General features: G+C 41.8%; 26 protein-coding genes. 8 read left to right on the forward strand and 18 right to left on the reverse strand.

Going from position 1 to position 24,499, the window contains the following annotated elements:
• Positions 1–4: 4 nt before the first annotated feature.
• The 5 genes from ilvC (at position 5) to leuD (ending at position 6,114) form a co-directional block, all read left to right on the forward strand.
• The gene (gene ilvC, locus KHA99_RS14685) at positions 5–1,036 is read left to right on the forward strand and encodes a ketol-acid reductoisomerase (protein WP_213118227.1); all 1,032 of its coding nucleotides are present in this window, start codon (positions 5–7) and stop codon (positions 1,034–1,036) included.
• Positions 1,023–2,567 carry a 2-isopropylmalate synthase gene (locus KHA99_RS14690; RefSeq protein WP_213118228.1) on the forward strand — a complete coding sequence of 515 codons (1,545 nt, stop codon included), beginning with the start codon at positions 1,023–1,025 and terminating at the stop codon, positions 2,565–2,567. Before ilvC ends, KHA99_RS14690 begins: the two co-directional genes overlap by 14 nt.
• A 100-nt stretch (positions 2,568–2,667) precedes the next feature.
• Positions 2,668–3,774, forward strand: a complete 1,107-nt coding sequence (gene leuB, locus KHA99_RS14695; protein WP_213118229.1) for a 3-isopropylmalate dehydrogenase — start codon at positions 2,668–2,670, stop codon at positions 3,772–3,774.
• A 334-nt stretch (positions 3,775–4,108) separates the two neighbouring features.
• Entirely contained in the window at positions 4,109–5,527 is a 1,419-nt protein-coding gene (gene leuC / locus KHA99_RS14700) for a 3-isopropylmalate dehydratase large subunit (protein WP_213118230.1), read from the forward strand.
• Between the two features lie 2 nt (positions 5,528–5,529).
• Positions 5,530–6,114: a 3-isopropylmalate dehydratase small subunit gene (gene leuD, locus KHA99_RS14705; RefSeq protein ID WP_213118231.1), complete on the forward strand. Its 585-nt coding sequence runs from the start codon at positions 5,530–5,532 to the stop codon at positions 6,112–6,114.
• Between the two features lie 108 nt (positions 6,115–6,222).
• On the opposite strand, the gene KHA99_RS14710 is transcribed toward leuD, so the two are convergent.
• On the reverse strand, positions 6,223–6,798 hold the full coding sequence (locus KHA99_RS14710) for a GNAT family N-acetyltransferase (protein ID WP_213118232.1): 576 nt from the start codon (positions 6,796–6,798) through the stop codon (positions 6,223–6,225).
• 117 nt (positions 6,799–6,915) lie between these two features.
• Positions 6,916–7,230 carry a DUF3892 domain-containing protein gene (locus tag KHA99_RS14715; protein ID WP_213118233.1) on the reverse strand — a complete coding sequence of 105 codons (315 nt, stop codon included), beginning with the start codon at positions 7,228–7,230 and terminating at the stop codon, positions 6,916–6,918.
• A gap of 265 nt (positions 7,231–7,495) precedes the next feature.
• On the opposite strand from KHA99_RS14715, the gene KHA99_RS14720 reads away from it, so the two are divergent.
• Positions 7,496–9,061, forward strand: coding sequence for a glycosyl hydrolase family 28-related protein (locus KHA99_RS14720; protein WP_213118234.1), 1,566 nt, complete (start codon positions 7,496–7,498; stop codon positions 9,059–9,061).
• A 61-nt stretch (positions 9,062–9,122) separates the two neighbouring features.
• Here the strand turns inward: KHA99_RS14720 and KHA99_RS14725 are convergent, their stop codons facing one another.
• From KHA99_RS14725 to KHA99_RS14775, 11 genes are all read right to left on the reverse strand, one after another.
• Entirely contained in the window at positions 9,123–9,977 is an 855-nt protein-coding gene (locus KHA99_RS14725; protein ID WP_213118235.1) for a MurR/RpiR family transcriptional regulator, read from the reverse strand.
• Positions 9,978–9,989: 12 nt separating this feature from the next.
• Positions 9,990–10,877, reverse strand: coding sequence for an ROK family protein (locus KHA99_RS14730; protein ID WP_213118236.1), 888 nt, complete (start codon positions 10,875–10,877; stop codon positions 9,990–9,992).
• An 87-nt stretch (positions 10,878–10,964) separates the two neighbouring features.
• Positions 10,965–11,654, reverse strand: coding sequence for an N-acetylmannosamine-6-phosphate 2-epimerase (locus tag KHA99_RS14735; protein ID WP_213118237.1), 690 nt, complete (start codon positions 11,652–11,654; stop codon positions 10,965–10,967).
• A 24-nt stretch (positions 11,655–11,678) separates the two neighbouring features.
• Positions 11,679–12,521, reverse strand: a complete 843-nt coding sequence (locus tag KHA99_RS14740) for a carbohydrate ABC transporter permease (protein ID WP_213118238.1) — start codon at positions 12,519–12,521, stop codon at positions 11,679–11,681.
• Between the two features lie 11 nt (positions 12,522–12,532).
• A complete protein-coding gene (locus KHA99_RS14745) occupies positions 12,533–13,408 on the reverse strand; it encodes a carbohydrate ABC transporter permease (RefSeq protein WP_213118239.1) in 876 nt (291 codons plus the stop codon).
• Positions 13,409–13,479: 71 nt separating this feature from the next.
• On the reverse strand, positions 13,480–14,871 hold the full coding sequence (locus KHA99_RS14750) for an ABC transporter substrate-binding protein (protein ID WP_213118240.1): 1,392 nt from the start codon (positions 14,869–14,871) through the stop codon (positions 13,480–13,482).
• A gap of 14 nt (positions 14,872–14,885) precedes the next feature.
• Positions 14,886–15,524, reverse strand: a complete 639-nt coding sequence (locus tag KHA99_RS14755; protein WP_213118241.1) for an SGNH/GDSL hydrolase family protein — start codon at positions 15,522–15,524, stop codon at positions 14,886–14,888.
• A gap of 4 nt (positions 15,525–15,528) precedes the next feature.
• On the reverse strand, positions 15,529–16,440 hold the full coding sequence (locus KHA99_RS14760; protein ID WP_213118242.1) for a dihydrodipicolinate synthase family protein: 912 nt from the start codon (positions 16,438–16,440) through the stop codon (positions 15,529–15,531).
• A 127-nt stretch (positions 16,441–16,567) separates the two neighbouring features.
• Positions 16,568–18,250 carry an FAD-binding protein gene (locus tag KHA99_RS14765; protein ID WP_213118243.1) on the reverse strand — a complete coding sequence of 561 codons (1,683 nt, stop codon included), beginning with the start codon at positions 18,248–18,250 and terminating at the stop codon, positions 16,568–16,570.
• Positions 18,251–18,264: 14 nt separating this feature from the next.
• Positions 18,265–18,717 (reverse strand): NanQ anomerase/TabA/YiaL family protein, encoded by a 453-nt coding sequence (locus KHA99_RS14770; RefSeq protein ID WP_213118244.1) that lies wholly within the window; start codon positions 18,715–18,717, stop codon positions 18,265–18,267.
• A gap of 153 nt (positions 18,718–18,870) precedes the next feature.
• On the reverse strand, positions 18,871–19,464 hold the full coding sequence (locus tag KHA99_RS14775; protein ID WP_213118245.1) for a DUF1836 domain-containing protein: 594 nt from the start codon (positions 19,462–19,464) through the stop codon (positions 18,871–18,873).
• Positions 19,465–19,595: 131 nt separating this feature from the next.
• On the opposite strand from KHA99_RS14775, the gene trhA reads away from it, so the two are divergent.
• Positions 19,596–20,243 (forward strand): PAQR family membrane homeostasis protein TrhA, encoded by a 648-nt coding sequence (gene trhA / locus KHA99_RS14780; RefSeq protein WP_213118246.1) that lies wholly within the window; start codon positions 19,596–19,598, stop codon positions 20,241–20,243.
• A 329-nt stretch (positions 20,244–20,572) separates the two neighbouring features.
• On the forward strand, positions 20,573–20,767 hold the full coding sequence (locus KHA99_RS14785; protein WP_213118247.1) for a hypothetical protein: 195 nt from the start codon (positions 20,573–20,575) through the stop codon (positions 20,765–20,767).
• Positions 20,768–21,075: 308 nt separating this feature from the next.
• Here the strand turns inward: KHA99_RS14785 and modA are convergent, their stop codons facing one another.
• Genes modA through KHA99_RS14810 form a run of 5 tightly spaced genes read right to left on the reverse strand, consistent with a single transcriptional unit; the run spans position 21,076 to position 24,423 of the window.
• Positions 21,076–21,861, reverse strand: a complete 786-nt coding sequence (gene modA / locus KHA99_RS14790; RefSeq protein ID WP_213118248.1) for a molybdate ABC transporter substrate-binding protein — start codon at positions 21,859–21,861, stop codon at positions 21,076–21,078.
• On the reverse strand, positions 21,858–22,229 hold the full coding sequence (locus KHA99_RS14795) for a DUF488 domain-containing protein (RefSeq protein ID WP_213118249.1): 372 nt from the start codon (positions 22,227–22,229) through the stop codon (positions 21,858–21,860). The genes modA and KHA99_RS14795 overlap by 4 nt, the downstream gene beginning before the upstream one ends.
• Positions 22,229–22,459: an excisionase family DNA-binding protein gene (locus tag KHA99_RS14800; RefSeq protein ID WP_213118250.1), complete on the reverse strand. Its 231-nt coding sequence runs from the start codon at positions 22,457–22,459 to the stop codon at positions 22,229–22,231. Before KHA99_RS14800 ends, KHA99_RS14795 begins: the two co-directional genes overlap by 1 nt.
• Complete coding sequence (locus tag KHA99_RS14805) at positions 22,460–23,491, reverse strand: DmpA family aminopeptidase (RefSeq protein WP_213118251.1); 1,032 nt, start codon at positions 23,489–23,491, stop codon at positions 22,460–22,462.
• Positions 23,488–24,423, reverse strand: coding sequence for a dipeptidase (locus KHA99_RS14810; protein ID WP_213118252.1), 936 nt, complete (start codon positions 24,421–24,423; stop codon positions 23,488–23,490). Before KHA99_RS14810 ends, KHA99_RS14805 begins: the two co-directional genes overlap by 4 nt.
• Between the last annotated feature and the right edge of the window lie 76 nt (positions 24,424–24,499).

The raw sequence follows: 24,499 nt of genomic DNA on the forward strand, positions 1-24,499 counted from the left end.
TGTAATGGTTAAAGTATTATATAACGGAGATATTCAAGAGGAAGTTTTACAAGGAAAGAAAATCGCAGTAATCGGCTACGGCTCTCAAGGCCATGCCCATGCCCTTAACTTAAAGGAAAGCGGCTTTGATGTAGTAGTTGGTTTACGCGGCGGAAAATCTTGGGATAAAGCTGTTGAAGATGGTGTAGAAGTAAAATCCGTTGCTGATGCAACTGCTGAAGCAGATGTTGTTATGATTCTTCTTCCAGACGAAATGCAGCCAAAAGTATATGAAGAAAGCATCAAGCCTAATCTTCAGGCTGGTAACTCTTTAGTATTTGCACATGGTTTCAATATTCATTTCAGCCAAATCGTTCCTCCTGCTGATGTTGACGTATTCTTAGTGGCACCAAAAGGTCCTGGACATTTAGTTCGCCGTACCTATACAGAAGGTGCTGGAGTTCCTGCACTGTATGCAGTTTACCAAGACTACACTGGCCAGGCTCGCGAGATCGCGCTCGCTTACGCAAAAGGTATCGGCGCTGCCCGTGCAGGTGTATTAGAAACAACATTCCAAGAAGAAACAGAAACTGACCTTTTCGGTGAGCAGGCTGTTCTTTGCGGCGGTACAACTGCTCTTATCAAAGCAGGCTTTGAAACACTTGTTGAAGCAGGTTATCAGCCTGAGGTTGCTTACTTCGAATGTTTACATGAATTGAAATTAATCGTTGACCTTCTATATGAAGGAGGACTTGAGAACATGCGTTACTCCATCTCTGACACTGCTCAATGGGGAGATTTCGTATCAGGTCCGCGCGTTGTAAACGAAGATACAAAAGCACGTATGAAAGAAGTACTAAAAGATATCCAAACAGGCGCATTTGCTAAGGGCTGGATCTTGGAAAACCAAGCTAACCGTCCACAATTCAATGCAATCAACCGTGCTGAAAATAACCATCAAATTGAAGTGGTTGGCCGCGAACTTCGTGCGTTAATGCCGTTTATTAAAAAGCCAGTAAATCAAAAGAAAGAAGTGGTGGTAAATGGTTCACGTTAACATCTTTGATACAACCTTACGCGATGGTGAACAGTCCCCTGGTGTAAATTTAAACCAACTTGAAAAATTGGAAATTGCCAGACAGCTCGAACGGTTTGGCGTTAACATTATGGAGGCCGGCTTCCCGGCTTCCTCTCAAGGAGATTTCGAAGCGGTAAGAGCCATCGCCAGAACGATTAAAAACTCTTCCGTCACAGGTCTGGCCCGTGCCACTAAATCGGACATTGACATTGCGTGGGATGCTTTAAAAGATGCTGCAGAACCAAGATTGCATGTATTCATTGCAACCTCCCCTATCCATATGCAGTACAAACTGATGAAAAAACCTGAGGAAGTCGTGCAGACCGCTGTTGATATGGTGAAATACGCACGGAAAAACTTCCCGCAGGTGGAATGGTCAGCAGAAGACGCTTCACGTTCAGATTTAGATTTTCTTGTCCAAATCATTACGAAGGTAATCGATGCCGGCGCTACCGTCATCAATCTTCCTGACACCGTTGGTTATACCACACCAGCCGAATATGGACGCATGTTCCGCTATATCCGCGAAAATGTGCCTAACATCCATAAAGTAGCATTATCTTGCCACTGTCATGATGACTTGGGGATGGCTGTTGCCAACTCATTGGCTGCTATCGAAAACGGCGTTACTCAGGTCGAGGGCACCATTAATGGAATCGGTGAACGAGCCGGAAACGCAGCGTTAGAAGAATTTGCTGTGGCATTAAATATTCGTCAGGACTTCTATCCGTACACAACGGATCTTGTGTTAAAAGAAATCAAGCGCACCAGTGACTTAGTCAGCCGCTTTACAGGAATGAAGGTCCCTGGCAACAAAGCCGTTGTCGGTAAAAATGCCTTCGCACATGAATCCGGAATTCATCAGGATGGCGTGTTAAAAAATACGTTAACCTATGAAATTATTACACCAGAGCTTGTTGGTGTCGGATCCAATGACCTTGTTCTTGGAAAACACTCAGGACGTCATGCTTTTAAAGACAAAATTGAGCAAATGGGCTTTGAATTAGAGCAGGATAAACTAAATGAAGCATTCCAGTCATTTAAGTCCTTAACAGATAAGAAAAAAGAAGTAACGGATGAAGATTTATTCACGATCCTAACAGACATTCAAACCTCGGGCTTCGATGTGAAAAAATATGAGTTAGTCGCATTCCAGGTTCAATATGCTTCAGCTAACCTGCCTACAGCTACTGTCGCATTAACCACTCCTGACGGTGAAAAAGTGGAAACAGCACGCACTGGCTCCGGAAGTGTAGAAGCACTTTTTAACACGTTAGATGCTCTTATTAAAGAAGAGATTCATCTTACAGATTATAGTTTAAGCTCAGTCGGCCGAGGACGTGATGCCCTGGCTGAAGCAAATGTCAAATTGACCGTAAATGGCGTCAATGTCAGCGGCCGTGGCTCTGCCCAAGACGTTCTTGAAGCATCTGGGAAAGCATTTATCAACGCGGTCAACCGAGTCTTCTTCAACCAAAAAGTCGGTGTTAAAGAACCGGCAGCACTATAAAACAGTTGTAATGCAGGTTTTGGTAATGGTACTGAACCCTGCATTATACAGAAATAAACTAGGAACTAAATTTTTAAAAATAATAAGGAGGTTGCTTCTAGTGAAAAAACGAATTGTCTTACTTCCCGGTGATGGTATCGGCAAGGAAGTTATGCATTCCGCGAAGGAAGTATTAACGGCGATTGCAGAAGAATATAATCATACTTTTAGCTTTGAAAACCATGAAATCGGAGGAGCAGCCATTGACCAATATGGCACTCCCCTGCCGGAAACAACAGTTGATGCCTGTAAGCAGGCTGATGCCGTTCTTTTAGGTGCTGTCGGCGGTCCGAAATGGGATAACAATCCTTCCCACCTGCGTCCTGAACGAGGCCTCTTGGGAATCAGAAAGGCCCTTGATTTATATGCCAACTTACGGCCAATCAAAGGCTTCAAGAATCTTCTTCACGCTTCGCCGCTTAAAGAAGAAATTGTTTCTGGAAGCGACCTCCTTATTGTCCGTGAATTAACTGGCGGTATTTACTTTGGTACTCCAAGTGAACGGCGTGATAACGGCGAATCGGTTGTCGATACTCTAGCTTATACTCGCCGCGAGATTGAAAGAATCGTAGATAAGGCATTCCAAGCAGCTCAAGGGCGCCGCGGCAAGCTTACTTCGGTTGACAAGGCGAATGTACTTGAATCCAGCAAGATGTGGCGTGAAATCGTCGAGGAGAAAAAAGCACAGTACCCTGAAGTGTCTGTTGAGCATGTATTGGTCGATGCTGCAGCAATGAAGCTAATCACCAACCCTGCTTCTTTCGATGTTGTTGTCACTGAGAACATGTTTGGCGACATCTTAAGCGATGAAGCATCTGTTTTAACAGGCTCCCTGGGTATGCTTCCTTCTGCCAGCTTAAATGAATCTGGCGTCGGACTTTATGAACCGGTTCACGGCTCAGCTCCTGACATTGCTGGAAAAGGCCTAGCCAACCCGGTTGCGATGATTTTATCCGCTGCCTTGATGCTTAGGTATTCCTTCGAACTGGAGGACGAAGCCAAAATTATCGAAGATGCTGTCCAGTCTGTACTCGATGCCGGCTATCATACTGCTGATTTGCAGATTCCAAACGGCCGCCAAGTGGGCACCGAAGAAATGACAAAATTAATCGTCGACTATATCCGTACATTAAACGCATCTAAGTGTATCGCAAGCTGTTACTATTAAATCTTTGGGCGCGCCAGGCCGTGGCAGGATTGGGCCTGGCGTTTTCTTCTAAAAAGAAGGTTCCTTTATCAATCGGCACGTCGAATTTGTTGGCTTTAGTATCGTATTTGTCCTATAAAGTGGATTCGCTGATATATTTTAAAATTCGCCGATATATTCCTAGAATTCGCTGATATATCTTAAAATTCGCCGATATCATGAGTAAATTCGCTGATATATTCCAAAAATCCGCTGATAAAATTTGTTTTATTAAAACCATACGAATTTTTCTTACCTATTTTCCTTGTTTACCAGCCATTTGAGGAAAAAATCTATTCAAGTGAGGAAGGAAGCTATGCAAACACCAAAAAATATCATTCAAAAAATTTGGGAACGGCATGTTGTCCATCAAGAAGAAGGAAAACCGGATTTACTTTATATTGATTTGCATCTCGTTCATGAAGTTACCTCTCCTCAGGCATTTGAGGGCTTACGCATGACCGGACGCAAGGTTCGCCGCACTGACCTTACTTATGCAACAATGGACCATAACATCCCAACCCGCCAGCGTCTTGTAATCAATGACCCTATTTCCAAAAAACAAGTCGATACATTACAGCAAAACTGTGAGGAATTCGGTATTACGCTTGCAGACCTTCACCACCCGGATAATGGAATCGTCCATGTTATCGGTCCTGAACTAGGTTTGACCCAGCCTGGAAAAACCATCGTCTGCGGCGACAGCCATACCTCCACACACGGTGCATTCGGTGCCCTTGCTTTTGGTATCGGTACAAGTGAAGTCGAGCATGTTCTAGCCACACAAACCCTTTGGCAGGCACCGCCGAAAACGATGAACGTCAAAGTCAATGGCAAGCTTGGGACAGGCGTCACCGCAAAGGACTTAATCCTTGCGATTATCGGAAAGTTCGGCGTCAAATTTGGAACTGGCTATGTCATCGAATATACCGGGGAAACCATCCGTGGATTTTCCATGGAAGAGCGCATGACCGTCTGCAACATGTCAATTGAGGGTGGTGCAAGAGCAGGACTTATCTCCCCAGATGATACAACGGTTGAATATTTACGCGGCAGAAGACACGTTCCGCAAGGTGAAGCTTTCGATGAAGCCGCTGCTGACTGGAAGTCCCTTGCAACAGACGAAGGCGCCACTTACGATACAGTTGTTGAAATCGAAGCTTCAGAAGTAGAACCTCAGGTAACTTGGGGAACGAATCCTGGGATGTGTATTCCGGTAACAGCAAATGTGCCAAGCCCGGATGACACAGATAAACCAAGTGATAAAGACGAAATTCAGCGTGCACTTGAGTATATGGGTCTTGAAGCTGGCCAGCCGATTTCCAGCGTAACAATCGACCATGTCTTCATTGGTTCTTGTACCAATTCACGTCTAAGCGACCTGCGTAAAGCAGCTAACATCGTCCGCGGCAAGAAGGTAAACCCTTCGGTTACTGCGATTGTCGTTCCAGGTTCCTTCAGCGTCAAGCTTGCAGCTGAAAAAGAAGGCTTGGATCAAGTCTTTAAAGAAGCAGGCTTTGAATGGCGCGAAGCGGGCTGCAGTATGTGTCTCGGAATGAACGACGATATCATTCCATCTGGTGAGCGCTGTGCTTCCACATCCAACCGGAACTTTGAAGGACGTCAAGGTAAAGGTGCCCGCACTCATCTTGTCAGCCCTGAAATGGCGGCTGCAGCAGCTATTGCTGGCCATTTCGTCGATGTCCGCAAGTTCACTGCTCAGGAGGTTATGTAGAAATGGAACCATTACGCATACATCAAGGTCTTGTCTGTCCAATTAACCGCTCAAACATTGATACAGACCAAATTATTCCGAAGCAATTTTTAAAGCGGATTGAACGCAGCGGCTTTGGCCAATTCCTATTTTATAACTGGCGTTTTGACGATGACGGTAATCCAAATCCGAATTTCGAATTAAATCAACCGCAATATAAGGGTGCTTCTATCCTGGTTGCCGGTGAAAACTTCGGCTGCGGCTCCTCCCGCGAGCATGCCCCTTGGTCAGTTCAGGACTTTGGCTTTAAGGTTATCATCGCTCCTAGCTATGCAGATATTTTTAAAAATAACTGTGTAAAGAACGGGATCCTTGCCATCGCTGCAACTGAAGAGCAAGTCCAAACTATTATGAAAAAAGCAGAAGCTGATGGCTATTCGCTTACAGTAAACCTTGAAGAACAAAAGGTTTATGACAACGATGGTTTTGAATTGACTTTCGAAATCGCTCCTTACCCAAAGGAAATGCTCCTAAATGGTTGGGACGAAATTGGCGTTACTTTAACCTATGAAGATAAGATTAATGAATATGAACTTGCCCATAAATAAACATAAAGAAATGAGCCTGAAAATCAGGCTCATTTCTTTATTTGGCTGCTTCTGCAACTTCGTTGTTTTTATTGCGGTTCTGAAAGACATTAGGAGTAAAGCTTACTCTTAAAGATGATCCAATATATTTTGACTATCTGGTTCTTCATTAAAGGTCAACACCTCATCAGCCGGCTGATAGGATTCCCCATAAAAATGTTCATCCTTATAGGTATGAATCAAATTATATGTTTTTTTCATAGCTTCAAAAATCATTTCCTCCGACTCTTGATGCGGCGCCCAATAGAGTATTTCCATCTTATTTACTTCATTTGTTGCCAAGGATCTTCGCTCGTACCCAATTGACTCCGCATGCTCAAAGCCTTCACGCTTATAATAGCGCAGTCTCTTTTCCGTATCGCTGTCCTTGTAATTAACCGGCTCCACTTCGAGGATAATTGGCTTCCCTTTTTGCTTCATTTTTTCCATTAGCTTATGTCCAAGTCCCTGGCCCCGAGCATTGCTTGAAACAAACAGATAATCAATAAAGACAAAATTATCAAATTCAGCATACATCAACACATGATTGGGTCCTTCATCCTTATGATATATATTGGGCCGCTCCCGAAGCAGGGTTTCCATATGTTCCCTCGACTTCATTTCCTCAACCGGAAAGTATTGATTCAACTTTTCATACCAATGCATTAACATGGCTCCTTTTTTAAAGTATATATTGATTTTCCGCATATCGTGACTGGTTTATTCCGAACTTTAAGAACGTAAAAAACTGCGCAGGAACTTCACTGCCCAGTTTTTCTAAAATTAAAACTCCGGTAAATTATCCAGATTATTTTCTTTAATACCATCTGGTTCGCTGCGGATAATGTCTCTCCCGTATTTATGAAAAACATCAATATGGGCGATTCTTCCTGACTTTGCTTCATCCAAGGCCTGCAGATAATCCAGTTCCCGGCCAGTGTTTGTCTTAAAAGCAATGATGTCTCCATCATCGTTTTTCTTAACAGCAACAAACTCTTCCCTTCCATCGGGATCAGTTTTCCCTGCCTCAGCCTGGGCTTGTTGCTCCCCTTGCTGCTTGTATTGTTCATAAACTTTTTCAAAATCCTTTTGTTCCATCGAAACCACCTCCGAACACTTGTTAGTATTTTTCCTTTCAAAGAAATTATCCCTTGATTTAATAATTGTCAAAAAAGCACTGCCAGAATGCTTGTTGTCAGCATAATCCCTATTGGATTATTAATAGCAGGATTGGTTATTTAGGACATTCCAGCAGGGCCCTGTTTGGTTTCACTTTTTTTAAAAATAATAGTCCAAAATGTGGTTTTTTTGGAAAAGGGCTATAATACTTATATCATGCCATCAATTCTCGGAGTGAACAACGATGTTATATTTAAAGAAAACTCATGATCCACGCAGCAATAATGAGCTACTTGCCCAAATTTCAGGAAGACGCTTAGACATTAAAAAGGTCCTTAATGAAACAGAACAGCTTTTTCAGCCGTTTTATAAAAAAAATAGCGCCTTCAAGCCTAGAAATCCCTCAATTCCTTTTAAGCAAAAAATCATAGAAAGGCTTTTTCGGCTTCTAGCAAAACCATCAGCACGCTTGGAACCAACAAGACTTTCTGTTGATTCAGAAGGGAATGTCATTCCTAACTGGAAGGATAGTTTGGATCAGGAATTTACTAAGCTGATGGGGTGCATAAAGTTGGAAGTCAATGTTGAAGATTTCGGGGCAGTTGGAGACGGATTCACTGATAATACTTCAGCTTTTAAAAAGGCAATTGGAAATGGCCGAGTAAAAGTCATCGTCCCGCCAGGCGTATACAACATAACAAAAGGAATTCGCATCCCATCATGGACATGCCTTATTGGGGCAGGTAAAGGGGTTACGACCATCCGGTTGCACGACTCTGCACCAAAAGGGATGAGGCTTGTAACCAATACAAACCATTGGCGAGGAAATCACCATATCTTCGTACAAGGCCTTAGCCTGGACTGGAATGTCGAAAGACTTGGGGATACTGCCAAAACAAGTACATGGGGGAACCATTCTAGCTGCCTAACCTATGCAAATGTAACCTATGGGTGGGTAAAGGACGTAGAAGCCATTAATCCTGGACTCCATTGCTTTGATATTACTTCCACCCTGTACAATTATGCTGGAGATGGCTTTCGGGCCCGCGGAGGCAGCAAGTATGTCTGGCTAGATAATTTAAACGGGCATGGCTTTGGTGATGACGGAATCACCACCCACCATAGTGATTATATTTGGATTTCAAATTCACATATGTGCGATCCGAGCGGTCGCGCCCACCAGATAGGATTTTCAAACTCGAATGGGATTGAGGTGGATGATGGGTCGAGGAATGTCCTCCTCGTCAATAATTCCACGGCCAGGTGCTTTGGAGGAGTGGAAATCAAGGCGCATCAAAATTCTTCGGCGGCATCCAACGTGCAAATCGTCGGGCACATTTCCCTGAACGATAACCGGTCCTTTAACTTCCGGCATATCGGCCATCACAAAAGCACGGACATGGAGTCGCAGTCTGCCTATAATATTCTCGCGATAAACCTGGCTAGCATCGCACCTATTTTTACAGATTTGTATAAAGAATCCACGCCGCGTGGCTTAGTGGTTTCCGCCTATAAGAATGTGGTGCTGAATTATGTAACTTTTATTGGCGATCCCGGCTATGACTATAAAGGAAATCCAATCGTTGCCATTCAATATCGGGCAAGAAATGTTGCCCTAAACAATGTTTCATTTAAAAATTTTAAAACTGCAGGTGCCGGAATAAAAGTGTTTGGGGGAGATAACCGGGCCGATGGAGTCCAGATTCGGGATGTCGTCATTCAGGATTCCACTGTAAAAGCAGTTCAAATAGGAGCCAGCATTCAAGACGTAAATCTGCATAATATTAAAGAACTCAAGCCGCAAACATAATAAAAGGCCTCCCAAAAAACATAAGTGCTTCATCACTTTATGGTTTTTGAAGGCCTCCCTATTAAAGCATTTTCTCAATGACAGCTTTAGCTGTACTGTCTTTATTAACAGTCGATTCTTTGTGGGTTCTTTTGAAATATTCAGCATAGAGCAAATCCAGCAAGTAAAGCTGAGAAAGCTTGGCCGAAAGGCTGCCGCCTTGAAGGGGTCCTTCATTTGCTCCGCAAAGCAGGGTAATATCCGCATAACTCGTTAAAGGGGACTTTGCAAAACGAGTTATCGCAATAATCTTTGCTCCTCTTTCTTTTACCACCCTTGCCACTTCAATCGTGTCCTTTGTTGAACCGGAGTAAGAGATCAGAACAGCGACATCTTTATCCGTCATCAAAGCAGCCGACATTATTTGCAGGTGAGTATCAATGGAACATTCTGTTTTATTGGTAACCCTCATAAACTTGTTCTTAGCTTCCATAGCAGTCATTAATGAGGCACCAACTCCAAAAAAGTGAACTCTATCTGCAGCTATGATGTAGTCTATCGCTGTTGAAATATCGCCCTCATTAATTAGGTTAAACGTGTCTGTAAGAGCACTTACATTCGTTGTCAAAATCTTGGAGGCAAGTTCCCCAATCGTATCCTGCATCGTAATTTGACCTGATATCTGAGGCGTTTCTTCTCCTTGTGAAATGCTATGGGCTAATGCAATCTTAAATTCTTGATACCCTTTAAGATTCATAGTTTTGCAAAACCGAAAAACGCTTGATTCGCCTACATCGCAGGCGTCAGCCAAGTCGGTAATCGACATATAGATGACATCCTTAATATTTTCAAGGACGTAATCCGCCACCTTTTTTTCAGTATTTGTAAATGAATTATATCTTGACCGTATAAGTGAAAAGATATCTACCGTTGTCATAAAGCACCCCTTCTATTTCCCGCTTGTTAAATGAAGTGAAACGGCACCCAGCATGCCCGCTTTATTTCCCAAAGAAGCCTTGATGATTTTCACATCAGAAAAGCTTTCCATAATCAACTCTTTTACTTTACCAGAAACCATTTCAACTAAAAATTCCTGCTCCATGACGCCGCCGCCGATAATAATGGCAGGAGGGTTGAATATATGGATTAATGAAGCCAAGCCAAGTCCAGCTTCATGAGCCCAAGATTCGACTATCTTCAACAACCGTTGTTCACCATGGTTTATTTTATCAAAAATAATCTTACCATTTACACATTCTTGGTCAATCCCAGATGCCATTCTTACTAACGCAGTAGTAGAAGCATATGTTTCATAACATCCTCTTCCACCGCAATTGCAATGATTTCCTCCAGGATGGGTAATAATATGGCCGAATTCAGCTGCAATTCCTTTATGACCCTTGTAAACCTTGGAATCAGCTATAATGGCACCGCCAATTCCTGTTCCATATGTCAAGCAAAGGAAATCATTAAACCCTCGGCCGGCACCAAAATATTTTTCACCTAATGCTGCCGAATTTACATCATTTTCTACTTTAACGGGAACTTTAAATTTTTCCTCAAAAATCTTTTTTAAATGTGTACCTGTATAATTCGGAATATTATCATTGGCAAAAATAATGTACCCTTCTTCACTGTTAACCTGCCCTGCCGTGCTGATGCCAATAGCATCAAAACCGGCAAATTCTGAAATAATCTGAATCAGTTTTTCAACTAAATATGGCCCGCCCTTTTTACCTTCCGAATCATATTCTCTAAATACCTTTATATTACCTTTTTCGTCGGAGAGGCCTAACTTGATGGATGTCCCTCCAATATCGACAGCTAATATTTCCACAATTCCCACTCCCCGTCAATATCTACCTAAGAAGACATTAATCCCGCGAGAAACTCGGGGGATTAATGTTGGAAAAAATTTTCTCCATTATTGAATAACGTGAACAAATCTTTTGGTAATTTCCATCGGTCTTGTGATAGCAGTTCCAACTACCGCGGTATGAATACCAAGCTCAAAAACAGTTTTTAATTGCTCAGGTGTCCAGATACCCCCCTCAGCAATTACCGGAATGGGCAGTTCACGAACTAAGTTCTCTATTAAATCCGTATCCGGCAGGCTCGTTCCTTTTGTATATTCTGTATACCCGCTTAAGGTGGTACCAACACAATCGAAACCTAATTTATAGGCTGTCATACCTTCCTCATAAGTAGAACAATCCGCCATAAAGAGTTGATCTTTATATTTTTCTCTTATTTTAGGAAATACCTCTTCAATGGTCATGCCATCAGGTCTGACTCTTTTTGTTGCATCTAAAGCAATGATGTCCACACCTTCCCGGTAAAGAAGGTCAATTTCCTCCATTGTGGGTGTGATAAATACATCAGACCCTTCGTAGTCCCGTTTAATAATTCCTATGATCGGCAAATCAACTGTTTTTTTAATTTCCTTAATATCCTCTACACTATTAGCGCGGATGCCGCACGCTCCACCTAGCTTGGCTGCATACGCCATTCTCCCCATAATGTATGGACTGTGCAGCGGCTCCTCCGGAAGAGCTTGACACGAAACGATTAATTTACCTTTAACTTGTTCAAAAATTTTATCCTTATTATCCATTTAAAAGCATCTCCAAGTTGAATTTTATCCCTTTTCTGCCCCAATTGCTAAGCCTTTGGTAAAGTATTTTTGGAAGAAAATAAAGATTAATAGCATTGGAACTGCAGCCACGGTAGCTCCCGCCATCTTGTAAGCAAAGTTTGGATTTAGGTCCTGCATTAATGAAGCAATACCAACCATTAATGTTTTCGATTCTTCACTCTGGCCAACCACCAGCTGCCATAGGTAATCGTTCCATACCTGAACAAAATTTAGAATAAATAATGCTCCAATACCCGGTTTTACAATTGGCAGAATAATTTTGTAGAAGGTATATAATTCACCAGCACCGTCAATTCTGGCTGCTTCGCGTAATGAGTCAGGTATCGAATCAAAGAATCCCTTTAACAGGAATACACCAAAAGCAGTTGCCACGTTCGGCCAAATCATGCCATTTAGCGAATTGACCATACCTAAGTCTTGAATAATTCTGAACAAAGGAACAATCATAACCTCTTTTGGAATCATTAAGCTTGAAATAAAGATAATGTAAATAACATTTTTTCCTTTAAATTGCAGCTTTGAAAAAGCATAGGCTGCCAGGGAACTGACTACGATAACCGCAATGGTTGAAATAAGTGATACAAAAATACTATTAAATGTCCATCTTAATGCCGGCTGATTTTGGAACACATCCACATAATTGTTGAAGGATATGGTTTTTGGAAACCAATCTGGCGGCATTTTGATTACATCTGAACTATTTTTTAAAGAACTGGTAAATAACCAGTAAAGCGGAAATAGATTTAGGATTGCGAAGAAAAGAATAATCACGTTTGCAACTACGTCAACGGTTTCTCTTTTTCTTTTATTTTTATTTTTCAACATACTCAGTCACCTCAATCCTTCTTAAACATTGCTCTTAATTGTGGAATCGACAACACTAATGTAATTAAGAACATAATGACACCAACAGCGGAAGCAATTCCAAGTTGATTGAACTTAAACGCGTTATTATATAAGAAATACATCAGCGTAGTAGAAGCATTATTTGGTCCGCCGCCCGTTAAGAGTTGGATGACAACGAATATTTTTAATACGGCAATTATATTCATGATAATAATGTAGATGGTAGTTGGCTTGACCATTGGAATTAGGATCTTAAAGATGATTGTCGTACGGCTGGCACCGTCAACCTCTGCCGCCTCGAATAAATCCTTTGGAACTCCAATCATCGACGCTATATAAAGTATGATCGCTTGACCAACGTTAGTTGCAAAGGTTACAAAAATGATGACCGGCAATACGGTTTTAGGGTTGCCCAAGAAATTGATTGATGACATTTCCATCTGTTTTGCAATATAAGGAATGAGACCGTTAGCTGGATTTAGTAAGAAGCTCCAAACCATACTCATGACGACCATTGAAACCATTACAGGGATGTAATAGCTTCCTCTAATAAAAGAAACATATTTCGCATTTTTATCAAAAACAGCCGCAGAAACGAATAGGGCAAAAATAACAGTTAAAGCAACGATAAAAATAACAAATACGACAGTATTTATAGTTGATTTTACAAAGACCGGATTCAGAAATAACTTTTGATAGTTTTCAAAACCAACAAAAACTTCATTCGTATAGTTAATCCGATATAAGCTTAAGCGAATTCCTTCAATAATTGGGTAAACGAGAAATACCAAGAAGAGTATAAGCTGTGGAGCAATAAACAGGTATCCCGTCAAATTCTCTTTTAAAGCATGCTTGTTGAAATTCATAAGAAGCCTCAACCTTTCTAAAACTTAAGCCCCAATATCGGGGCTTAAGCTTTTATTTATAACGCTGAAGGTTATTTAATCACCGAGTTTTCTTTTGCATCCTTAATTACTTGATTACCATTCTTCTGATAATCTTTGATTGCCTGTTCAGGTGATTTTTGACCAGTATAGAGGGCTTGAAGTTCAGGGAATAATACCTGTCTTAACTGGCTGTAACCTGGAACGCTTCCTGTAAAGTTGAATAAATACTGAGCGTTTTTGTCATATGCTGCGAATAATGGATTTTGTGATTTGAACTCATTTGCCACTGAAGTTCTAACAGGAACACCATTTTTAGATGCTTTTACTAGCTCAGGATCAGTTGAGAAGAATTTTACAAAATCCTTACTTACTTTAATTCTAGTTTCATCTTGTGTGTTAAATACGGCAGCACCTGATACATAAGTAAATGTTAATGGGTCGCCGCTTTCAGAAGGAATGTTTGCAAGTCTGATATCGAACTTAGGAGCCTTGCCTTGTTCCATTTCAGCTTTTGTGTTGTTAAATAGTACTGAGTTAGTGAAGGCAATAGCAATCTTTTGGTTCTTAAACATAGCTAGGACGTCGTTAGAAGAAACTGATTCGGCACCAGGGTTGGTTAAACCAGCATCATAGGTTTTCTTTAACCATTCTGCAGCTTTCACACCTTTAGCATCATCCAGCACGATATTTCCCTTTTTATCAAAGAACTGATTGCCAAACATTCTTAGATACGCTAGGTTCCAAGTATCCGCTTGGTTGTTAAGAGCATATAATCCCATTGGATAGGCATTTGGATATTTATCTTTTGGCAAGTCCTTCTTAAGGGAATTTAAAATTGTTTCATATTCTTCTAAAGTCCACGTTTTAATTTCATTCTCGCCGCCGATATATTTTTCAAGTCCGGCTGCCTTTAACATATCAGCGTTGTAAGCAAATGTCCCTGGCATATGGGAGAATGGATAGAAGTAAATATCTTTTCCAAATGTAACAGTATCCCAGTAGTTCTGATCAATATCTTTCTTTGCTGCATCATCGACAATATCATTTAATGGTACTAATGCACCGCGATGAGCGTAGTCACCCATAGCAAACGTATTTTCAAAGAAGATATCTGGCGGGGTGCCGCCGTTTAACTTAACGTTTAACAGTTCGTCCCGTTGTTCACTGGCAACGACTTCAACCTTAACCTTTACGTCATAGTCCTTATATTGCTTTGAAAATTTATCTGCTGCATACTTGAAGAAGCTGTCGTAATCAGCCCCTTGTTCAGTTGCATCCATAACACCCTTCCATTGCGGTGTTAACATCAGGGATAATTCTACGGTCTTTTTGTCTTTGGATCCTCCGGCCGGTTTGCTTGATTCTTTGTCCGAACAACCAGCTAATGCTGATAGGGCCAGTACACCTGATAAAGCAGTTGCAAGAAAACGCTTCTTGAACATATGTTTCTCCCCTTTTATACAAAAGTTTGTAATTTATTGAAGACAAGCTCTGCAAGAAGCCTGTGTCCTTCCTCATCGAGATGCATATAATCAATGTGATTCATAGGAACGATTCCTTTAGTATCAAGAAATTCAGTTTTCTGAATCCACATCAATTCTTCCAAATGGGCAGAAAGTTCCGTTGATTTGATGTCACAGTCTTTTCCCATGGATTTTCCTACTTCTGTTTCGTAGTACTCTATCCCAATTGGCGGCGGTGCAATTACTAATACTTCAGGGAAATCCCCCTTGACGCCAGCTGGTGAGCTTTTTGCCTTTTGTGAGAGTCTTGCTATGCCTTGGGCAATGTTATAAGAGGTTAAATGGAACCTCTCTTTCGTATCATTTGTCCCAAGCATTATGATTACTAGCTCTAGCGGAGAATGACTCATCAAACATGGATGAATATAATCGTATCCATTTAGCCCTTCAAATAGGGGGTCATCCACTACAGATGTCCTGCCTGATAGTCCTTCTTCGACCACTTGAAACTCTTCCCCCAAAAGGTCTGCCAGAATGCTGGTCCACCTGATACCTTCCGGGAATCTTCCCAATGTTTTGGCATCATAGCCCCATGTGTTGGAATCTCCAAAGCACACTATTCTTCTTTTCATCCTTCTACCTGCCGTATTTAAGGATAGCTTGATCAATCATATTCTTGATTTCTTCAACCTTGTTCAAATCCTCGCCGGTTACAGGCTCAAGCGGTCCTCTTACACTTCCAACATTGACCCCTCGTAATTTTAGAAGTTCCTTAATCGTAGAGTACATATGGCCATTTAGAGAACATAAAGCAATAATGATATCGTTAATATCCCGTTGAATATTTTTCGCTTGTTCAAAATTCCCTGATGACACGAACTCTTCCGCTTTTAAAAGCAGTTCAGGCATTGCCGCATACGTACCGCCGATTCCACTGTCAGCGCCAATTACTCTGCCAGAAACATACTGTTCATCAGGACCATTAAAGACGATGAAATCTTCTCCTGCTGCTGCCTTAAAGCGTTCGATATCCATTACCGGCATTGATGAATTCTTTACGCCGATTACCTTTTTATTTTCAATCAATTTCTTAAAGGCCTGCAGCGAAAGATTGTATCCTGTTGTTTGCGGAATGTTGTAGATAATAAACGGCAGTTTAGTAGATTCCATGATTTCTGTCCAATACTTAATAACAGAGCTGTCTGGAAGTTTAAAATAGATTGGCGGAATGGCAGAAAGTGCATCATAGCCAAGCTCTTCTGCGTATTTAGCCAAGGCGACGCTTTCCCGCGTTGATGGTGCGCCGACATGTGCGATTAATGTCAGCTTCCCTTTGACCGCTTCGGCAACATATTTTAAGGTTGCTTTTCTTTCCTCAAGATTTTGGTAAATGCATTCTCCTGAGCTCCCGCCGACATAAAGCCCCTTTACCCCTTTTTCATAAAGATAGTTGCAGAGGTCTTTTGTTCTCATTTCCGATACTTCACCTGCATCATCATAACAGGCATAAAATGCAGGAATGATCCCTTTAAACTTTTCTAAATTCATGTATATCCCCACCTGAGTGAAAGTAATGTTAGCGTTTACAGTCAAAATATATCATAAAATTTCTTGTGTGTAAATAATTTTCTTCACATTTTATTTTTTTGAAAAAAATCTCCACTTTTTTCTCGAACTAAACAGACATCCTATCTGCTTCAAAGTCCAGCTTAATATCATTATCTATTCGTGATATTACTAACCTTTTGCTATAGGCTTCATCCTCAAACGGATAGTCCTCGCGATAATGAGCGCCCCTGCTTTCCTTTCTTTGGAGCATTGCCTTTAGAAGCAGGTCGGAAAGAATCAGGAAGTTTCGTGCTTTAAAGGCACTTTTTCGCTCTTTTATAGTATTTGTAAAAATCCCCATATTAAAAGAAGCTTTCAATTCCTTAATTTCATTCAAGGCCGTTTGGAGATTTTTTTCATTGCGAATGACGTTACCCTGGAACCACATGATTTCTCTGACTGCGTCCATTACATCATGTGGAGTCATTGTATTTTGGGTATCTGCTGAAAAGGCATGAATCTCCTGTGTCAACTGCGTTGTCACCTGATGTGGATTGATTTCTAGCCGCTCGATGCTTTCTGCATATTCAAGGCAATTTTGGGCAGCGCGTTTTCCGAACACCATGCAAGCTCCGGTAGAATTCCCCCCCAAACGGTTGGCACCCTCAATCCCGCCGGCCAGCTCTCCTATTGCATATAGCCCGGGTACGCCTGTCCTGCCATAGCTGTCAATTTTGACGCCCCCGTTGCTGGCATGGGCAAACGGAGCAATCTTCATCTTATCCTTGATTAGGTTTATGCCGCGTTCTTCCAGCCAATTTAAATAGATCGTATAGAAATCACTTTTATTCTTGTAAATTTCCGGATCGTAAAGTAACTCAAAACCATCTTCACTTTTCGTTCTGAAAATTTCTTTCATCATCGCAATATCAAAATATTTGGATGGCAGGGAGTTTGTAAACGGACCATGGGTACTGCGGATTATAAGGCATTCTTGCTTGGAAAGACCTTCCGGGAGCACACTATCTAAAATGCTGTTCCCGTCCTCATCCACAAAATCCTTGCAATAATTTAACGTGTGTTCGCCCCATAATGTCTTGTATTTTGGTGAGGTAAAGCCCGGGATAAATTGAATAAACTCCATATTAACCAGACTCGCGCCTGCTTCAAGCGCCAGAATATGGCCCGAGCCATCAACATCATTTGGGTTCAAATTATGCTTATAGATATTCCCAAATCCCCCGGAAGCAAGGACAACGGCTTTACAATTAATCATGATAAAGTCATTATCCCGGTTCAACAGAATCGCCCCAGCCACTCTACCATCCTGCTTTACCAAGGAAATGACTGCAGTTCTCTCCATGAGGGTAATATTAGGGTAATGATCGATGATTTCAGTAACATTTTCCCTGATTTTATTCCAATCCTTCAGCATATAAATAGTTCTGCCATGGTTGGCAAAACAGGCCTTTCGGTCATCAGAAAGCTTATAAGGCTCAATTCCGATTTCGGGAAACTCCTCGACCCTGTCCCGAATCTCATCAATATAGATTCTTGCCATCTCCCGGTCTTGCATATGATGGCTGACGGCATCAATATCCTCCAAAAACACACCCTTATCTTCATCGTTTTTTGTCACTTGTGTCCCTAAAGAAGCCTTTAAGGGAAAAAAACTTGATCCGGAACAAAGCTGTGTTTTTGTCGACATGATGATGCTTTGTCCGGCTTTGGCTAGTTCCATGCTTACCTTAAGCCCGGCAATCCCGCTGCCAACGACCAAAACATCCGTTGTCATAAGCTCTTTAATCATCTGTTCCGCACATCCTAAATAAGAATTTTAAAAACTACTTTTCTGACCCTTTCCGCTCCGTCTACTTTGATACCCGTCATATGAACATCTTTCGGATATAGGAGCATGAAATTGCCCTGTTCTAGCTTCACTTTAGACTGTACTTTTCCTTCCAGCAGGAAAAAATCGTCCTGTTCATCGTAGTCCTGTTTTACCGACATTCTTTCAAATAGCTCATAAGCGACAAACTCTTTTCCCTCAAGTATATAGTGAAGGTCGATATATTTTTTATGGGATTCCCAGAACCGTTCCTCGGCTTCTTTCGTGTCATATTCTATTAAATTGAAAAAAAGTTCTTCCCCATAAACTTCATGCATGCCTGTTTGAAGACTTGAAAAATCGTGTGTTTGAATATAATGAATGGCACGATTCACTCTTTCGTTTATCCCTTTATATAACTCAGAGTTACTAATGTGATCGGCAATCATCTTTCTCGGCTCCTTCATAAATTGGATTCTTAGTGTTAAACGCTTTCAAACAAAATATAGCATAATCAAAAAGTTTCGTAAATTATTTTCTTTTTTAAAAGTAAAAACGGAAGAAATTTTCACCAAATAGGTATACAAAAAAAACAGAGACCGTTATGATCTCTGGCGCTTTCCTTCTTTATCAATCACGATGCCATCAACGAGCTTCTCAGCCGCTTTTCGATATAAGTTACTCATATGGACAAGGGACGAAATCATCAGGACCCGTTCCAGATAGGGCGACGTATCCTCCTGCCCTTCAGCGATTTCTTCCTTTACCTCCAACCCTCTTCTAGTCATTTCTTCTTTGAAATCGGAGACATTTTGGGCAGTCAAATTTAGATAACTGTTATAGAAAGAGTCTAAATCGATATCTTCCTTCATAATTCTTTTATTAAGCCCATCAAGAGTCGTTTTGATATCGTTAATTGATAGTGCACCTTTCAGTTGATAGATTAAACTAATAAGGATGAGATGCTCTTTGGAGTATTTTTTATTTTTAATAGGAAAAATAAGCTTTCCTTTGGCGTAATTGTTAATCATTGTTTTCGTAAGAATTTTTTCCTCATCGTTCCGCTTCGATTCCGCAAATTTATTTTCAAAAAGCTGGATGACCTGGTCCATATATAAATCTATCTTTGGAATCTCATCCAACGGCAAATTCGCTTCCAAATCAAGTTCTTCAATGATTTGATTGATTTTTTCCATTAATGTTAACCCCGTTCACTTCATAATATTTTTTATTATACCTGAAGATATAGTCATTGACTAGATTCTGATATACTTGTATCATTATATATAGTTATTAAAACTACGTGGTGGAATAGGAGTGTTACATAATGAATGCGTATATTCGGGAGCCCATTAACGGACTCACTCATTTGACGGGAGCGATTCTGTCTTTTGTCGGATTGTTGGCGATGGTGATCAAAGCCTCACTGACTTCCCATTCGCCCCTTGCCATTGCCGCTGTCATCATTTTTGGTATCAGCATGATTCTTCTTTATTCAGCCTCGGCAACCTACCATATGGTAATTGCGCGGGCTAAAGTGATTGCTTTTTTAAGAAAACTTGACCATTCGATGATTTTTATCCTGATTGCCGGTACGTACACTCCATTCTGTTTTATCAGCTTAAATGGAAAAACAGGTGCTGTTCTCTTTTCGATTATTGCAGCAGTGGCCATCTGCGGCGTTGTTTTTAAAATGGTTTGGTTTCACTGCCCGCGCTGGATTTCAACCGCGTTGTATATTGTGATGGGATGGATGGTGGTTTTTGTTTTCTCGCCGCTGGCAGGCAGCATCAATCCAAACGGCTTGTTTCTGCTCATACTTGGCGGTGTTTTCTACACGGTTGGCGGTGTCATTTATGGAGCAAAGCCTAAGTTTTTGCAAGTTAAAAATTGGGGTTTCCATGAAATTTTCCATATCTTCATTATGCTCGGAAGCTTAGCCCATTTTATGTGCGTGTTTTTATATGTCATCTAATAAAAAAAGTGCTTGGTCTTCCAAGCTTAGGCTGTCGAGAATCTTTCGATAGCCTTTATTTAATTATTCAATTTAGGGCTGTGCAACAAGTCTGTTGATTGGCGCTCCAGACACTTCGCGCACCTTAGGGCGTGCCGGGGAGCCTCCTCGTCGCTTCGCTCCTGCGGGGTCTCCCCTGCCCCGTACTCCCGCAGGAGTCTTCTTGCCTTCCGCGCCAATCAACAGGTGTATCAAAAAGACCATCAACTCCAATAAATAATGAAAATAAGTTGTAAATTCAATGTTTATGTCCGCTATCCAGCTCCATTATTAAGCTGATGAAGGACAAAATGAAAGGATTCCAAGAAGGAAATGTCCCTCATAAGGCTGATGAAGGACAAAAACGAAGAAATCGAGAAGAAAATGTCCCTCATAAAGCCGATGAAGGACAAAATGGAAGGATTCAAGAAGTAAATGTCCCTCATAAAGCCAATGAAGGACAAAATCGAAGAAATCGAGAAGGAAATGTCCCTAATACGAACTAGTTGGGTAAGAAAAAAGTGTGTTGCTATAATTAAGTGGATTTGCCTCCCTGTTGATTGGAGCGGAGGGCACTCGACTCCTGCGGGATATAGAGGTCACTGGAGACCCCGCAGGCGCCATAGCGCCGAGGAGGCTCTAGGACCTCCCCAACGGAAAGCAAGTGCCCGGAGTGGAAATCAACAGACCTATCAGCATAGCCATATCTAATAATAAAAATCGAAATTTTGGATCCTAACAAAAATTAAAAATTGCCGAGAAAAATACACCTTCTTGACAATCTGAGCTTGGTCTTCCAGGCTCTTTTTCATGCTTAATGTATTTTTTTAAATCCGTATTTTTTAAAAATGTCCATTGATGTTTGATTTTGAAGATATTCGAGAAACAGCTCGGCTTCTTTTGGATGTGCCGTTTCTTTTACAACACCTACCGGATAGATGATGGGGGTATGTGTGTTGTCCTCTGCCGTTGCTGCTATTTTAACCTTATTGGAGGTTAAAGCATCGGTTTTATAGACTACTCCCGCATCCACATTTCCGGTTTCAACATAGGTAAGGACTTGGCGGACGTCTTTTGCGTAGACTACTTTACCTTGAAGGGAATTCCAAATATTCAATGCATCGAATGTTTCCTGCGCATATTTTCCGGCAGGCACCGATTCCGGGGTACCAACCGAAATGGTTTCCGCGCGCGAAACATCTTTAAAATTATTAATACTTTTCCTATTATCCTTCGGAACAACTAACACCAGGTCATTTCCCACAAGATTAACACTTTTTTTCTGTTCAATGTCGCCTTTTTGGACCAATAAATTGAATTTATCCTCTGCAGCGGAAAAGAACAAATCTACAGGCGCTCCTTGGGAAATTTGCTGCTGCAGCGCTCCAGAAGCACCAAAGTTATAATTTATTTGTACATTGGGATGGGCTTTTTCAAAGCTTGCTTTAATATCATTCAAGGAATCTTGCAGACTTGCGGCAGCAGAAATGGTTAATTCCACTTTCGCGTCTTTCTTATCTGGTTTATTGGCTTGATCATTTGAAGAACATCCGGATAGGACTAACACTAACAGCAGTGCTGTGAAAAATATTTTTTTCACCCGATGTCCCCTCTTCCCATTAACTCCTCATACAAAACCACCGCATGGTTATAGACCGTGTCCTTCGCACCGTATAAAAGCGTTACGTTTTGAGAAGCTGCCATCTCGAATATTTGATTAGTTAATTGAAGTTTTTCCTCATTAGTACGGAGTTCTTGAATATAACGGCTTCGAAACTCATCAAACAGCTCCGGTTTATGGCAAAACCACTTTCTAAGATCTGGGCTTGGCGCGATCTCTTTATACCAATGATCGAGCCTTGCCGCATCCTTCGAAATCCCCCTCGGCCAGAGCCGATCCACCAAAATCCGGCACCCATCCGATTCATCGTAAGGCTCATATACTCGCTTTAAATAAATGTTTGCCATTAATCCTCATCCTTTACGTCCAAGTCTTCAGGTATGGGTTCACTCAAGATTTCTTCTACAAGCTGTTTGTATTTTTCCATTTGTTTTAAATGGGTGTTGAATTGTTCTTTGTTGATTAGGTAATCACTGCCGTCAAAAAGAGCGCGGATCTTTTTCTGCTGGATGAACTTTTTAACGTCAGCTTCTGAGATGGATAAAAACTCTGCTGTTTCTTTTATTGAAAGATACATTTAATTTCCTTCTTTCCTTAAGCAAATAGCTTCGACAACATGGCCTTCCCTTCCCTGTGTGGTTACGGCCTGGGTCAAGGAATTAAGAATCGCTTCCTCCGCCGCTTCAGCTGCTGCGGCAAATAGCTGATTCATAATGGGATGGTCTTCGCGAAGCTGTGTCCGTATTTCAGCCGTCTCATCTAAAAAATGAGGAATTTTATGAGCGGTTGAAAAGGCAATCACAATATCGCCGCTGCCGTGACTGAAATGACTACCAGTCCGCCCAAGACCAATCCCGCAACGCTTCGCCACCCGTTTTAGCTGCCGATCGCTCAACGGGGCATCTGTCGCCAAAACGATAATAATGGAACCGTCAGCAGTTTCAGAAAGTCCGCCTCCTGTTTCATATTGGAAGCCGCGGAAATCTTCTTTTCTGCCAAAATTACTGAGTACCATGCATCCCACTGTATAGTCTGTTGCTACTCGGGATGATGAGCCAATTCCGCCTTTGTAGCCAAAGCAGACCATGCCTTTTCCGGCACCAACGGCCCCTTCGTCAGCTTGTTGATTCGAGGCCTTTTTAATCGCTTCAATGGCATGCTTGGGTTTAACTGGAAACTTACGAATTGAGTTTAAATAGCTGTCATTGCATTCCCCAACCACAATATTGATGGTTCCGGTCGTATCACCGATTTCCGGATTTTCCTCTAGCATATATTCAAGCGTGCCTTGAGTCACCGCCGAGACCCCAAAGGTGTTTGTTAACATAATCGGCGATTCAAGAACACCTAATTCATTTACCTGTACTAGTCCGATTGTTTTGCCAAAACCATTCAGGACACAGCTTGCCGCCGTCACTTTTTCTTTAAACATGTTTCCGCTATGGGGTAAAATGGCGGTTACTCCCGTACAGGCATAGTCGGTGCCTGTTTCGTTTAAAGGATAATCTAGTGTCACGTGCCCAACCATTACTCCTGGGACATCTGTTAGGCAGTTTTTTTCGCCAGTGGTAAGCTTTCCAATGGCCATACCCATTTCGCGAATTTTCATCGTACTGCACCCGGCCGGTGGTCAAGGAAGTTTTGTGAGGCAAAGCCACTAACCTCTTCTTCACTGTAATGTTTTAAAAGTTCATTGATCAGGTTTTGCGATTTGGCAGCATTCTCTAAATCAATGATAAATTGGGAGATTCCATCAAAATCTGACCCTAGGCCAATTTGCTTTACCCCGCCAAGGGAGCAGAAATGGTCAATATGCTTGATGAGGTCACTTATGTGTGCATCCCCAGATTCATTAATAAATGGCGGATTATAGACGACATGGATCAGTCCGCCCTTTTGGAACATTGCCGCAGCTTGCTCATCAGTTAAATTGCGCGGGTGGTTACAAAGGGATTTGGCATTGGAGTGGCTCGCAATCGGGTAATCTGCGAGTTCCATGACATCCCAGAATGCTTTTTCGCACAAATGAGAAACATCCGTCAAGACTTGATTCTCATTGTTTAATTGCACGATTTCCTTACCAAATAGTGTAAGCCCCGCCCCGCGCGGCTCGCCGGCACCGTCAGCCGCCAAATTGGCGTTATTCCAGGTAAGGCCGACAGAACGGACACCTAATCGGAACAATGTACGCAACTTCATAAGGTCGTTGCCAATCGCGTCGACACCTTCAAGCGTCAGCATCGCACCAATCTGGCCAATTTTGAGCTGGTCAAAATCAGCCCAATTCTTTATATGAACCATGTCGGGATTTTCCCCCAAGACTTCCTTGTAAAAATAATCAACTTGCTCCAGCGCTGCCTGGAATTTTCGATCGGATGGGATATCCGGTTCGATAAAGATTGCAAAGCACTGAGCTTTGATTTTGCCTTGCTGCAGGCGAGCTTTGTTTGTCTCTAATTCCGGGGCATCGGCAAAACGCAGCTTACCTTTACCTTCCGAAAGCTTAAGTAATGCATCACAATGCAGGTCAATGATATTCATGTTGGCCGACTCCTTTTTTAAGAAAATTGTATCATAAAAAAGCTAGGGGGTTATAACCTAGCTTTTAATCGCTTAT

Origin of the sequence: Neobacillus rhizophilus, assembly GCF_018343535.1 — a bacterium.
Classification (GTDB): Bacteria; Bacillota; Bacilli; order Bacillales; family Cytobacillaceae; genus Neobacillus; species Neobacillus rhizophilus.

What these genes read in the sequence shown, in the direction of transcription:
- KHA99_RS14725 (WP_213118235.1), bottom strand. Translation starts at nt 9,977, where the DNA reads ATGACAACGGTAGATATCTTTTCACTTATACGGTCAAGATATAATTCA.
- KHA99_RS14740 (WP_213118238.1), bottom strand. Translation starts at nt 12,521, where the DNA reads ATGTTGAAAAATAAAAATAAAAGAAAAAGAGAAACCGTTGACGTAGTT.
- KHA99_RS14720 (WP_213118234.1), top strand. Translation starts at nt 7,496, where the DNA reads ATGTTATATTTAAAGAAAACTCATGATCCACGCAGCAATAATGAGCTA.
- KHA99_RS14755 (WP_213118241.1), bottom strand. Translation starts at nt 15,524, where the DNA reads ATGAAAAGAAGAATAGTGTGCTTTGGAGATTCCAACACATGGGGCTAT.
- KHA99_RS14760 (WP_213118242.1), bottom strand. Translation starts at nt 16,440, where the DNA reads ATGAATTTAGAAAAGTTTAAAGGGATCATTCCTGCATTTTATGCCTGT.
- KHA99_RS14805 (WP_213118251.1), bottom strand. Translation starts at nt 23,491, where the DNA reads ATGAAAATTCGCGAAATGGGTATGGCCATTGGAAAGCTTACCACTGGC.
- leuD (WP_213118231.1), top strand. Translation starts at nt 5,530, where the DNA reads ATGGAACCATTACGCATACATCAAGGTCTTGTCTGTCCAATTAACCGC.
- KHA99_RS14785 (WP_213118247.1), top strand. Translation starts at nt 20,573, where the DNA reads ATGAAAGGATTCCAAGAAGGAAATGTCCCTCATAAGGCTGATGAAGGA.
- KHA99_RS14750 (WP_213118240.1), bottom strand. Translation starts at nt 14,871, where the DNA reads ATGTTCAAGAAGCGTTTTCTTGCAACTGCTTTATCAGGTGTACTGGCC.
- KHA99_RS14775 (WP_213118245.1), bottom strand. Translation starts at nt 19,464, where the DNA reads ATGGAAAAAATCAATCAAATCATTGAAGAACTTGATTTGGAAGCGAAT.
- KHA99_RS14745 (WP_213118239.1), bottom strand. Translation starts at nt 13,408, where the DNA reads ATGAATTTCAACAAGCATGCTTTAAAAGAGAATTTGACGGGATACCTG.
- KHA99_RS14800 (WP_213118250.1), bottom strand. Translation starts at nt 22,459, where the DNA reads ATGTATCTTTCAATAAAAGAAACAGCAGAGTTTTTATCCATCTCAGAA.
- KHA99_RS14795 (WP_213118249.1), bottom strand. Translation starts at nt 22,229, where the DNA reads ATGGCAAACATTTATTTAAAGCGAGTATATGAGCCTTACGATGAATCG.
- KHA99_RS14735 (WP_213118237.1), bottom strand. Translation starts at nt 11,654, where the DNA reads ATGGATAATAAGGATAAAATTTTTGAACAAGTTAAAGGTAAATTAATC.
- KHA99_RS14770 (WP_213118244.1), bottom strand. Translation starts at nt 18,717, where the DNA reads ATGATTGCCGATCACATTAGTAACTCTGAGTTATATAAAGGGATAAAC.
- KHA99_RS14810 (WP_213118252.1), bottom strand. Translation starts at nt 24,423, where the DNA reads ATGAATATCATTGACCTGCATTGTGATGCATTACTTAAGCTTTCGGAA.
- KHA99_RS14690 (WP_213118228.1), top strand. Translation starts at nt 1,023, where the DNA reads ATGGTTCACGTTAACATCTTTGATACAACCTTACGCGATGGTGAACAG.
- KHA99_RS14715 (WP_213118233.1), bottom strand. Translation starts at nt 7,230, where the DNA reads ATGGAACAAAAGGATTTTGAAAAAGTTTATGAACAATACAAGCAGCAA.
- ilvC (WP_213118227.1), top strand. Translation starts at nt 5, where the DNA reads ATGGTTAAAGTATTATATAACGGAGATATTCAAGAGGAAGTTTTACAA.
- trhA (WP_213118246.1), top strand. Translation starts at nt 19,596, where the DNA reads ATGAATGCGTATATTCGGGAGCCCATTAACGGACTCACTCATTTGACG.
- KHA99_RS14710 (WP_213118232.1), bottom strand. Translation starts at nt 6,798, where the DNA reads ATGCATTGGTATGAAAAGTTGAATCAATACTTTCCGGTTGAGGAAATG.
- leuC (WP_213118230.1), top strand. Translation starts at nt 4,109, where the DNA reads ATGCAAACACCAAAAAATATCATTCAAAAAATTTGGGAACGGCATGTT.
- KHA99_RS14765 (WP_213118243.1), bottom strand. Translation starts at nt 18,250, where the DNA reads ATGATTAAAGAGCTTATGACAACGGATGTTTTGGTCGTTGGCAGCGGG.